General features: G+C 60.0%; 9 protein-coding genes. 2 read left to right on the top strand and 7 right to left on the bottom strand.

Annotation, left to right across the window (positions count from 1 at the left end):
- Window positions 1-35: 35 nt before the first annotated feature.
- The 4 genes from ACW9JC_RS24530 to ACW9JC_RS24545 form a co-directional block, all read right to left on the bottom strand.
- A complete protein-coding gene (locus ACW9JC_RS24530) occupies window positions 36-1295 on the bottom strand; it encodes an OprD family porin (RefSeq protein WP_457458179.1) in 1260 nt (419 codons plus the stop codon).
- A gap of 439 nt (window positions 1296-1734) precedes the next feature.
- On the bottom strand, window positions 1735-3195 hold the full coding sequence (gene emhC / locus ACW9JC_RS24535) for an efflux RND transporter outer membrane subunit EmhC (protein WP_338585148.1): 1461 nt from the start codon (window positions 3193-3195) through the stop codon (window positions 1735-1737).
- On the bottom strand, window positions 3195-6356 hold the full coding sequence (gene emhB / locus ACW9JC_RS24540; protein ID WP_448106638.1) for an efflux RND transporter permease subunit EmhB: 3162 nt from the start codon (window positions 6354-6356) through the stop codon (window positions 3195-3197). Before emhB ends, emhC begins: the two co-directional genes overlap by 1 nt.
- 3 nt (window positions 6357-6359) lie before the next feature.
- A complete protein-coding gene (locus ACW9JC_RS24545; RefSeq protein ID WP_338585150.1) occupies window positions 6360-7517 on the bottom strand; it encodes an efflux RND transporter periplasmic adaptor subunit in 1158 nt (385 codons plus the stop codon).
- 266 nt (window positions 7518-7783) lie between these two features.
- Here ACW9JC_RS24545 and emhR point away from each other — a divergent pair, with 266 nt between their 5' ends.
- Window positions 7784-8416 carry an efflux system transcriptional repressor EmhR gene (gene emhR / locus ACW9JC_RS24550; RefSeq protein WP_338585151.1) on the top strand — a complete coding sequence of 211 codons (633 nt, stop codon included), beginning with the start codon at window positions 7784-7786 and terminating at the stop codon, window positions 8414-8416.
- Between the two features lie 337 nt (window positions 8417-8753).
- On the opposite strand, the gene ACW9JC_RS24555 is transcribed toward emhR, so the two are convergent.
- The 3 genes from ACW9JC_RS24555 to ACW9JC_RS24565 are packed head-to-tail and all read right to left on the bottom strand — an operon-like array spanning window position 8754 to window position 11337.
- A complete protein-coding gene (locus tag ACW9JC_RS24555) occupies window positions 8754-9803 on the bottom strand; it encodes an alkene reductase (protein ID WP_457458183.1) in 1050 nt (349 codons plus the stop codon).
- Window positions 9804-9831: 28 nt separating this feature from the next.
- Window positions 9832-10998: an MFS transporter gene (locus ACW9JC_RS24560; protein ID WP_338585153.1), complete on the bottom strand. Its 1167-nt coding sequence runs from the start codon at window positions 10996-10998 to the stop codon at window positions 9832-9834.
- Window positions 10999-11034: 36 nt separating this feature from the next.
- Window positions 11035-11337 (bottom strand): ArsR/SmtB family transcription factor, encoded by a 303-nt coding sequence (locus ACW9JC_RS24565; protein ID WP_130904349.1) that lies wholly within the window; start codon window positions 11335-11337, stop codon window positions 11035-11037.
- Between the two features lie 169 nt (window positions 11338-11506).
- Here ACW9JC_RS24565 and ACW9JC_RS24570 point away from each other — a divergent pair, with 169 nt between their 5' ends.
- Window positions 11507-12079 (top strand): acyl carrier protein phosphodiesterase, encoded by a 573-nt coding sequence (locus ACW9JC_RS24570; protein WP_457458186.1) that lies wholly within the window; start codon window positions 11507-11509, stop codon window positions 12077-12079.
- Window positions 12080-12118: the final 39 nt, after the last annotated feature.

Here is a 12118-nt window from a genome sequence, read left to right on the forward strand (position 1 = left end):
CTGTAGGAGCTGCCGAAGGCTGCGATCTTTTGACGTTAAAGCAAGCTGATCGGATAGCTGATGATCACCCGGTTCTCATCGAACTCGTTGTTGCTGTAATCCCGGCGCATGGTCGAGTTGCGCCATTTCACGTTCAGGTCCTTCAGCGCGCCGCTCTGCACGGTGTAGCCCAATTCCGATTCACGTCCCCATTCCTTGCCATCGGTAATCGTGCCGGTATGCACGTTGTCGCCGCTGATGTAGCGGTTCATCAGCGTCAGGCCCGGTACGCCGAGGGCGACGAAGTTGTAGTCGTGACGCACCTGCCAGGATTTTTCCCGGGCGTTGTCGTAGCTGGAGTTGTAGCTGTCGTTGGCCAGCGTGCCGCCGCTGCTGCTATTGACCCGCATCCACGGGCTGTCGCCGGTGAGCTTTTGCAGGCCGACGTAGAAGGTGTTGCCGCCGTACTTGGCCGAGAGCAGGCCGTACATGGTTTTGTTGTCCAGCTCGCCGGCGCGGGCGCTGCCGTCGTCCTTGCCGTAGAAGAACCCGAGGTTGGCGCCGAGGGTCCAGTCGCCGATCGGTTGGCTGTGAGTCAGGTTGATGAATTGCTGGCTGTAGATGTCCTTGAGCTCGGCATTCCACATGCCGATCTGGGTGCGCTTTTCGTTGAACAGGTATTCGCCGCCCTGGAAGTTGAAACGGTCGGAAGTGAATGCCGCTTTGCCGGTCATCGACATGTCGTCCATGCTGCTGTCGTCGCGCGGGCTGTTCTGGCGGAACTGGCCGCCGTAGAGCGTCAGACCAGCGATTTCCTTCGACGTGATCTGCCCGCCACGGAAGGTTTGCGGCAGTGAACGACCATCGTCCGAACGCAGGATCGGCAGCACCGGCATCCATTCGCCCACCTTCACTTCGGTCTGCGACAGCTTGGCCTTGAACGCCACGTTGGTGCGCCCGAAGTTGTCCGCCGGGCGACCGTCGCTGTCCAGCGGCAGTAGCTGCGTACCGCCTGTGCCTTTACCGCCATCGAGCTTCACCGAATACAACCCCAGCACATCCATGCCGAACCCGACGGTGCCTTCGGTGAACCCGGATTTTGCGTCGAGGATGAAACTTTGCGTCCACTCTTCAGCCTTGCCCTGCGCCTTGGTCGGGTTGGTGAAGTTGCGGTTGATGTAGAAGTTGCGCAGGTTCAGGTTGGCCTTGGCGCCTTCGACAAAGCCTGATTCTTCGGCCTGGGCGGGCAGGGCCGCACTGGCCAGAGCGACGGCGATCAGGCTGGGAACGAAATACTGCGCGGTGGAAGGCGTCATGGGCTCGGGTCTCTCTGATTCTTGGGGATGAAACGGGGTGATGCCGCGACCGGGAGGGTGCGGACAGGTAGTCGATTTTTTGGGGTGACGCCTGGGGATCAGCCGGACAGGGCAGGGCGCGGGGGCATGGTATCGAACCTGTTGTTATTGGTTTTGTGGGTCGGATGGTGCGGGGAATGTACTGGATGGTTCAATTGCTGAAAGCGGGTTTTGGGCGATTATCGAACGTAAGATTGGCTCTGGTTTTTGTGCTGTTCTTCAGCGCCTCATCGCTGGCAAGCCAGCTCCCACAGGTTCACAGTGGACCATAAAATTTACGTACGACACGGACACTGTGGGAGCTGGCTTGCCAGCAATGAGGCCCGCACGGCTAACACAACTTTTCCAGCAGCCAACAAAAAGCCCACCAATCGGTGGGCTCTTTGTTTTCACTGCGCTATCAGAACAACTTCAACTTCGGCGCTTCTTCTTTCAACGGCTCGTTCTTCGCCGTCTGCTCATTCCAGCCACCACCCAGGGCCTTGTACAGGTTGACCTGGCTGACCAGTTGCGCCAGACGGTCGGTTATCAGCACTTGTTGCGCGCTGAACAACTGACGCTGGGCATCGAGGAAGGTCAGGTTGCTGTCGACACCGATGCGGTAGCGACGCTCGGCCAGGCGGTAGTAGTCCTGGTTGGCGCTGACGAAGTCTTGCTGCGCCTGCAACTGTTGCACGTAGGTCTGGCGGGCGGCCAGGCCGTCGGCGACTTCCTGGAAGGCTGTTTGAATGGACTTCTCGTAGTTCGCAACGCCAATGTCTTTCTGGATTTTCGAGTAATCCAGGCTGGCGCGCAGGCTGCCGGCGTTGAAGATCGGCAGGTTGATCTGCGGCTGGAACAGCCAGGTGCCCGAACCGCCTTTGAACAGACCGGACAGGTCCGGGCTGAGGGTCCCGGCATTGGCGGTCAGGCTGATGCTCGGGAAGAACGCTGCGCGTGCTGCGCCGATGTTGGCGTTGGCCGCTTTCAGGTTGTATTCGGCTTGCAGGATGTCCGGACGACGTTGCAGCAAGTCCGACGGCAGGCCAGGCGGAACTTCGGCCAACAGATCGTCCGCCAGCGGTTTGGCCGCTTGCAGGTTGGCCGGAATGCTTGTGCCGAGCAGCAGCACCAGGCTGTTCTCGTCCTGAGCGACCTGACGGGTGTACTTCGCCAGTTGCGCACGGGCGTTTTCCACCGAGGTGCGCGACTGCGCCAGATCCAGGGCCGAAGCAACCCCGACTTCGTTGCTGCGCGCAGTGAGCTTGTAGCTCTCCTCGAACGCGGCGAGGGTGTCCTGCGTCAGCTTCAGCAGTTCCTTGTCGGCCTGCCAGGTCAGGTAGGCATTGGCCACGCTGGCCACCAGGCTGATCTGCGTGCTGCGACGGCCTTCTTCAGTGGCGAAGTACTTCTGCAGCGCTTCTTCGTTCAGGCTGCGAATCCGACCGAACAGATCGAGTTCATAAGCACTGATGCCGACGGTGGCCGAGTAGGAACTGGTGATGCCCGCTTCACCGGTCTGCGAAGCATCGGCCGGAACCCGCTGACGGGTGCCGGTGCCATTGGCCGAGACGGCCGGGAACAGATCGGCGCGGGAGATGCGGTATTGAGCCGCAAACGCGTCGATGTTCAGGGCCGCGACACGCAGGTCACGGTTGTTTTCCAGGGAAACCTGGATCAGCTGTTGCAACGCCGGGTCGTGGAAAAACTGCTTCCAGCCTTGCTCGGCAGCGGCCTGCGCCGGTGCCTGGGCCGGCGAGTACGCCGGGCCCTGCGGGTATTGACCTGCCACCGGAGCTTCCGGCTGCTGATAGTCAGGTATCAGCGAGCAGCCACCGAGCACGAAGGCGGCGACTGCCAGGGAGAGTAGCGACTTGCTCATTAGCCAGCCTCTTTAGGAGTTTCAGTAGCGTCTTCCTGGTCGACGTTTTTACGCTGACCCATGGCCGACACAGTGACGAAGAACAGTGGGACCCAGAAGATCGCCAGTACGGTTGCAGTGATCATACCGCCAATCACGCCGGTACCGATTGCATGCTGGCTACCCGAACCTGCGCCCGTGGATATCGCCAGTGGTACCACACCGAGAACGAAGGCGAGCGAGGTCATGATGATCGGTCGCAGACGCATGCGGCAGGCTTCGATCGCCGCCTCGCGCAAGCTGCGTCCTTGCTCGTGCAGTTCCTTGGCGAATTCGACGATCAGAATGGCGTTTTTCGCCGCCAGACCGATGGTCGTCAACAGGCCCACCTGGAAATACACGTCGTTGGACAAACCGCGCAGGCTGGTGGCCATCAGCGCACCGATGATCCCCAGCGGCACCACCAACATTACCGCGATCGGAATCGACCAGCTTTCATACAACGCCGCCAGACACAGGAACACCATCAGCAGCGACAGGGCGTACAGCGCTGGCGCTTGCGAGCCGGACAAACGTTCCTCGTACGACAGGCCGGTCCAGGAAATACCGACACCAGCCGGCAGCTTCTTGGCAATGGCTTCGACTTCGGCCATGGCTTCACCGGTGGAATAACCCGGCGCCGGGGCACCGAGGATTTCCATCGCTTCCACGCCGTTGTAACGGGCCAGTTTCGGCGAACCGTAGATCCACTCACCCTTGGCGAATGCCGAGAACGGAACCATGGTGCCGACGCTGTTGCGCACGTACCACTTCTTCAGATCCTCAGGGCTCATGCGAGCGCCCGGCTGGCCTTGCACGTAAACCTTCTTCACCCGACCACGGTCGATGAAGTCGTTGACGTAGCTACTGCCCAAGGCAATCGACAGGGTGTTGTTGATGTCGGCGATGGTAATGCCCAGGGCACTGGCCTTCTCGTCATCGATTTCCAGCTGGTATTGCGGCTCGTCGTTCAGGCCGTTCGGACGTACCTGAGTCAGAATCTTGCTTTGCGCCGCCATACCAAGGAACTGGTTGCGCGCCTCCATCAGTTTTTCGTGACCGATACCGGCGCGGTCTTGCAGGAACACGTCGAAACCGGTGGCGTTACCCAGCTCCAGTACCGCTGGCGGGGCGAAAGCGAACACCATCGCGTCACGGAAGGTAAAGAAGTGCTGCTGGGCACGGGCTGCAACCTTGAACACGCTGTTGTCGGCGTTACGGTCGTCCCACGGGCGGAGCATGATGAACGCCATACCCGAGCTCTGGCCTCGGCCGGCGAAGTTAAAGCCGGTCACGGTAAACACCGAGTTCACCGCATCGCCTTCACCGCCATCCTTGCCCGGACGCAGCAGAAATTCACGCATTTCGTCCACGACCACTTGGGTGCGCTGGGCAGTCGAACCGGCCGGAGTTTGCACCTGGGCGAACAGTACGCCCTGGTCTTCTTCCGGCAGGAACGCCGTTGGAATGCGGGTGAACAGCCAGATCATGCCAACGACGATGATCAGGTAAGCCAACAGGTACGGCGCCTTGTGCGTCAGCATGCTGCCCACGCCACGCTCGTAGCTTCTGACACCACGGTCGAAGTTGCGGTTGAACCAGCCGAAGAAGCCACGTTTGGGGGTGCCGTGCTCGCCTTTCTTGATTGGCTTGAGCATGGTGGCGCAGAGCGCCGGGGTGAAGATCAGTGCAACCAGAACCGACAGGGCCATGGCCGAGACGATGGTAATCGAGAACTGCTTGTAGATCACACCGGTGGAACCGCTGAAGAACGCCATCGGCAACAGAACTGCCGAGAGCACCAGGGCGATACCGACCAGTGCGCCCTGGATCTGCCCCATGGATTTCTTGGTGGCTTCCTTGGGCGACAGGCCTTCTTCGCTCATCACCCGTTCGACGTTTTCCACCACGACGATGGCGTCGTCCACCAGCAAACCGATGGCCAGCACCATGCCGAACATGGTCAGGGTGTTGATGCTGAAACCGGCGGCCGCGAGGATGCCGAATGTACCGAGCAATACCACCGGCACGGTCATCGTGGTGATGATGGTGGCGCGGAAGTTTTGCAGGAACAGGAACATCACCAGGAACACCAGCGCAACCGCTTCAACCAGGGTGTGAACCACGCCTTTGATCGACTCGGTCACCACCGGGGTGGTGTCGTACGGGAACACCACTTCCATCCCTTGCGGGAAGAACGGCTTGAGGTTGTCGATGGTGGTGCGCAGCGCCTTGGCGGTATCCAGCGCGTTGGCGCCGGTGGCCAGTTTCACCGCCAGACCGGATGCCGGGGCACCGTTGAACTGGGCGTTGATGCTGTAGTTCTCACCACCCAGACCAACGTCGGCGACATCTTTCAAACGAACCTGGGAACCGTCCTTGTTGACCTTGAGCAGGATCTTGTCGAACTGCTCGGCGGTTTGCAGACGGGTCTTGCCGATGATCGTCGCGTTCAGCTGGGTGCCGGGCAGGGCAGGCAAACCGCCGAGTTGACCGGACGACACCTGCACGTTCTGTGCGGCGATGGCGGTCTTGACGTCGATCGGGGTCAGGTTGAAGTTGTTCAACTTGGCCGGGTCGAGCCAGATACGCATGGCGTACTGCGAACCGAACACCTGGAAGTCACCGACACCGGCAGTCCGCGAGATCGGGTCCTGCATGTTCGACACGATGTAGTTGGACAGGTCGTCCTTGGTCATGCTGCCGTCACGCGACACCACGCCGATCACCAGCAGGAAGTTCTTCACTGCCTTGGTCACGCGGATACCCTGTTGCTGCACTTCTTGCGGCAGCAGCGGGGTGGCCAGGTTCAGCTTGTTCTGGACCTGGACCTGCGCGGTATCGGAGTTGGTGCCTTGCTCGAAGGTCGCGGTGATGGTCATGGTGCCGTCGGAGTTACTTTCCGAGGACACATAACGCAGGTTGTCGATACCGTTGAGCTGCTGCTCGATCACCTGAACCACGGTGTCCTGCACGGTTTGCGCGGAAGCGCCCGGGTAGGTCACGGAAATGGCGATGGCCGGAGGCGCAATGCTCGGGTACTGGTTGATCGGCAGCTTGAGGATCGATAGTGCCCCGACCAGCATGATCACCAGGGCAATTACCCAGGCGAAAATCGGACGGTCGATAAAAAATTTCGACATGGTTTACTCCCCTTTGCCGCTGGAAGCCTTGTCAGCTGCCTGTGCGGGGGCCGGGTTCTTTGCGGCTACGTTGGTCGCATCGCTGGCCTTGACTTCAATGCCAGGTTTGACGAATTGCAGGCCTTCGGTAATCAGGCGATCGCCGGCTTTCAGACCGTCTTCGATCAGCCATTGGTTGCCGACGGTACGGCTGGCCTTGAGCTGACGCAGTTCGACCTTGTTGTCCGGGCCGACGACCAGTGCGGTCGGGGTGCCTTTGAGGTCGCGCGTCACGCCTTGTTGCGGGGCCAGGATCGCCGCGCTGTTCACACCGGCCTGCAACTGGGCGTGGACGAACATGCCCGGCAGCAGCGTGTGATCAGGGTTCGGGAACACGGCGCGCAGCGTCACGGAGCCAGTAGTCTGGTCAACCGAAACTTCGGAGAACTCCAGCTTGCCGTCGAGTTTGTACTGGCTGCCGTCTTCGAGGGTCAGCTTGACGGTCGCGGCGTTGTCGCCGGCCTTTTGCAGGCGACCGGTTTCCAGGTCACGGCGCAGTTGCAGCAGCTCTACCGAGGACTGGGTCACGTCGACGTAGATCGGGTCGAGTTGCTGGATCACGGCCATCGCCTCGGTCTGGGCATTGCTGACCAGCGCGCCTTCGGTGACCGTAGATCGACCGATACGACCGGTCAGTGGCGCGTAGACCTTGGTGTAGCGCACATTGATCTGGGCCGTTTGCAGCGCGGCTTCCGATTGCAGGCGGTTGGCCACGGCCGTGTCGTATTCCTGGCGGCTCACGGCCTGTTCGTTGACCAGTTGCTGGTAGCGATCGGAAATCGACTTGGTCGAACGCAGGTTGGCTTCGGCGCTTTTCTGGGTCGCTTCATAGATCGATGGATCGATCTGATACAGCTGCTGGCCGGCCTTGACGTCGCTGCCTTCCTTGAACAGACGCTTGAGAATGATGCCGTTGACCTGCGGACGAACCTCGGCAATGCGGTACGCGCTGGTGCGCCCCGGCAAATCCGAGGTGAGCGTAAACGTTTGCGGCTGAAGGGTGACGACGCCGACCTGAGGCGGTGGTGCGGCCGGTGGAGCTTCTTCCTTTTTGCATCCGCTGAGCAGCGATGCCAGGGCGACGGCGGCGACCAGAGCGGTAACAGCTGGCTTGAATTGCATGAAAATCCTCGGGTCAGGCGCGAAATAAACGCACAAGAAAAGATGGAAGGTAAAAATTGGGTGCCGGGTGGATAAGTAGCATGCTAAGTAATATACTTACGTTCACGGTTGTTTGTAAATACCTTGGCTGTGTATCCACGCCGTTACAGACGCCGCTGAAAGGTTGGAATTGTAGGCCCGGGGACGATACCCAAGAGCGCTCGCCCCACTTTTATTCAGCTGATATTCAGACATCGCTGAAGCATCCTGATTGAGGTTGTACTGCCATGGTTCGTCGCACCAAAGAGGAAGCTCAAGAAACCCGTAGCCAGATACTCGAAGCGGCCGAGAAAGCCTTTTACGAGCGGGGCGTGGCCCGAACCACCCTGGCGGATATCGCGACCCTGGCCGGCGTCACTCGCGGTGCTATCTACTGGCATTTCAGCAACAAGGCGGATCTGGTGCAGGCCATGCTCGACACCTTGCATGAGCCGCTGGAAGAAATGGCCAAGGCCAGCGAGAGCGAAGACGAACTCGATCCCTTGGGCTGCATGCGCAAATTGTTGATTCATTTGTTTCATCAAATTGCACTGGACCCGAAAACCCGGCGCATCAACGAAATTCTGTTTCATAAGTGCGAATTCACCGATGAAATGTGCGACCTGCGCCAACAGCGCGTGGCAGCCAGCCTCGACTGCAATGTGCGGATCGGCCTGGCCTTGAGTAACGCCGTGAATCGCGGGCAGTTGCCGGAAAACCTCGACACCGCTCGAGCGGCCATCAGCCTGCACGCTTTTATCGATGGCATCTTGTATCAGTGGCTGTTGGCACCCGACAGCTTTCAACTGCACATCGAGGCCGAACGATGGGTCGATACCGGACTGGATCTGTTGCGCTTCAGCCCCAGCCTGCGCAAGTGAAGCAAAATGCGTAATCGGCGACTTGTGTGTCAACCGTCCAAGCCATAGATGAACAGTTCTTCACGCGTTCTAAGGCAATGGGGTGCTTTTATATACGCAGGCTCGGCAGGTTGACAGGTAGCAAGCTCGGTATTTTGTAGGAATTTTGTGTCGGGTTTGTGAGCGTGCAATCCCTGTAGGAGCTGCCGAAGGCTGCGATCTTTTGATCTTGGCGTTATTAAACACACAAAAAATCAAAGGATCGCAGCCTTCGGCAGCTCCAGGGGTATCGAAGTTCTGGTAATAAAAAGCCCCGGCTCTTTCGAGTCGGGGCTTTTTGCGTTTCAGCGCAGAGTGTTTACAGCGTCGGGTAGTCGATGTAGCCGACCGGGCCCTTGGCGTAGAACAGTTCCGGGCGCGCTTCATTCAGCGGCGCGTCGGCTTTCAAGCGTGCAGGCAGGTCCGGGTTGGCAATGAACGGGACGCCGAAAGCGACCGCATCAGCCTTGCCGCTGGCCAGCCACGCGTTGGCGCTGTCCTTGGTGAAGCGTTCGTTGATGATGTACGGGCCGCCGAAGGCTTCCTTGATTTGCGGGCCAAGGCTGTCGGCGCCTTCTTTCTCGCGGGAGCAAATGAACGCGATACCGCGCTTGCCCAGCTCACGAGCGATGTAGGTGAAGGTTTCGGCCAGATTGTCGTCGCCCATGTCATGGGAATCGGCACGAGGCGACAGGTGCACACCGACGCGGCCGGCGCCCCAGACTTCGATCGCGGCGTCGGTCACTTCCAGCAGCAGGCGTGCACGGTTTTCCAGGGAACCGCCGTAGTTGTCGGTGCGCTGGTTGGTGCTGCTTTGCAGGAACTGGTCGAGCAGGTAACCGTTGGCGCCGTGGATTTCCACGCCATCGAAACCGGCGGCCTTGGCGTTTTCGGCACCGGTGCGATAGGCGTCGACGATGTCGGCGATTTCAGCGGTTTCCAGGGCGCGCGGGGTCGGGTAGTCGGACAGTGGGCGAACCAGGCTGACGTGACCTTTGGGCTGGATGGCGCTCGGTGCGACCGGCGCTTCACCGTTGAGGTACGACGAATGCGATACACGACCCACGTGCCACAGTTGCAGGAAGATCTTGCCGCCCGCGCCATGGATCGCCTTGGTCACGTTGGCCCAGCCACGCACCTGGTCGTTGGACCAGATACCCGGGGTGTCCGGGTAGCCGACGCCCATTGGCGTGACCGAAGTCGCTTCGCTGAGGATCAACCCGGCGGTGGCGCGTTGCACGTAGTACTCGGCCATCAGCGCGTTCGGCACACGGCCTTCGTCGGCGCGGCAGCGGGTCAGCGGAGCCATGATGATGCGGTTGGCCAACTCGAGGTCGCCCAGTTTGATCGGATCGAAAATAGTGGTCATTCAGTACAACCCTCGTGAGGTAAGTGAATCAGTTGGTAGCAGGAGCCAGCTCGGGATTGCCGTTCTGGCGGAAAGTAATCAGGGTCACCAGCAAGGCGAGTACCGCCAGTGCGGCTGCCGCGAGCGGCACGCTGGTCAGGCCGAAACCGTGGGCGATGACGCTGCCGCCGACCCAGGCGCCCAAGGCGTTGCCGACGTTGAAGGCGCCGATGTTCAGGGTCGAGACCAGGTTCGGTGCCGCTTTGCCGTAGGTCACCACGTTGACCTGCAAGGCAGGTACGGCGGCAAAACACGCGGTGGCCCAGAGGAACAGGGTGATTTCGGTCGGGATCAGCGCGACGCTGGTCCAGGTCAGTACGGTGGACACCACGGCCATGGCGATGAACACGCCGATCAACGTCGCGGCCAGGCCCTTGTCGGCCATCTTGCCGCCGATGATGTTGCCGACCGTCAGGCCCAGGCCGATGAGCATCAAGGTCCAGGTCACGCCACGGGGCGACACGCCGGTGACTTCGCCCAGCAGTGGAGCGACGTAAGTGAACAGGGTGAACACCGACGCGGCGAACAGCGCGGTCATGCTTAGCGACAACCAGATGCCGGCGCCTTTGAGAGCGCGCAGTTCGGCACGCATGTCGAGTTTTTCTTCATCGCGCTTGGCCGGCAGGAAGCGGATCAGGCCAATCAGCGCAATCACACCGATCACGGTCACCGCCCAGAAGGTCGAACGCCAGCCGGCTTCCTGACCGAGGGCAGTGCCCAGCGGTACACCGAGTACGTTGGCCAGAGTCAGGCCGGTGAACATCAGGGCCACGGCCGAGGCGCGTTTGTTCGCTGGCACCAGGCCGGCGGCTACGACTGAACCGATACCGAAGAAGGCGCCGTGACACAGGGCCGTGACCACACGGGCAAACATCAGCACGTTGTAGTCACTGGCGACTGCGCAGAGCAGGTTGCCGATGATGAAAATGCCCATCAACGCCACCAGTGCAGCCTTGCGCGGCAGCCTGGCGGTGGCCAGCGCCATGAACGGCGCACCGATGGCCACGCCCAGGGCGTAACCGGTCACCAGCCAGCCGGCGCCGGGGATCGACACACCGAGATCGGCCGCCACATCGGGCAGCAAGCCCATGATGACGAACTCGGTGGTGCCGATGGCGAAGGCGCTCAACGCGAGGATGAGTAGCGAGAGGGGCATTGTTTTAATTCCTTGTCGGCTGGCTGACGTAAAGGGTCAGAGCTCTTTGCTGAAGATTTTGAGGAACTCCTGAATGGTTTCCTCGTTGCGTTTGAAGAAATGCCACTGGCCGACTTTGCGGCTGCTGATCAGGCCGGCGCGTTGCAGGGTCGCCAGGTGTGCGGACACCGTGGACTGCGACAGGCCGCAACGTTGATCGATCTGCCCGGCGCAAACGCCGTGCTCGTTGCTGTGGGACTGGTCGGGAAATTCGACGGTCGGGTCTTTGAGCCAGTGCAGGATGTCTCGCCGTACTGGGTGTGCCAGGGCTTTTATTATTTCGTCGAGGTCAAGGTTCATGGCAGTGTGCTCGTGATCAGTAAAACGCTATATCGCGATGAGGCGAACTTTATATCGCTATTTCGCGATACACCAATATGATTTTGGTCTGATGACCGAATAAATCGGTATATCGGGTTATAACGATACGATGGATGTAGATACCAGGACGCAGTGCTAAGCTGCGCCCATGAACTATCTCGCACATCTTCACCTCGGTGGCCAGCGTCCCGGTCAATTGCTCGGCAGTCTGTATGGCGATTTCGTCAAAGGCAGGCTGCAAGGGCAGTTTGAACCGGAGATCGAAGCGGCCATCCAGCTGCATCGCAGCATCGACGTATTCACCGATCGCCATCCGCTGGTGGATGTCGCGTTGTCGCGGTTTTCCCTGACGCGCCGGCGTTACGCCGGGATCGTCCTCGACGTTTTTTTTGACCATTGCCTGGCGCGCGACTGGACGCTGTATGCCGATCGGCCGCTGGAGTTGTTCACTTCAGACGTTTACCGCGTACTGTCCAGCGAACAGCAATTGCCGGAACGGTTGGCGAAGATCGCGCCGCACATGGTGGCCAACGACTGGCTGGGTTCTTATCGGGAATTTGAAGTGCTGGAGCAGGTGCTGCGGGGGATTTCCCGGCGCTTGACCCGGCCGGAAGAGCTGGCGCCGGCGATGCAGGAATTGCGGCGATTATATGAACCGTTGAGCGAGGATTTTCGGTTGTTCTATCCGCAGTTGCAGGATTTTGCAGTGCAGCGACTTTAGACAAAATCAAAAGATCGCAGCCTGCGGCAGCTCCTACAG

The sequence above is a fragment of the Pseudomonas sp. SDO5591_S426 genome (assembly GCF_054070755.1).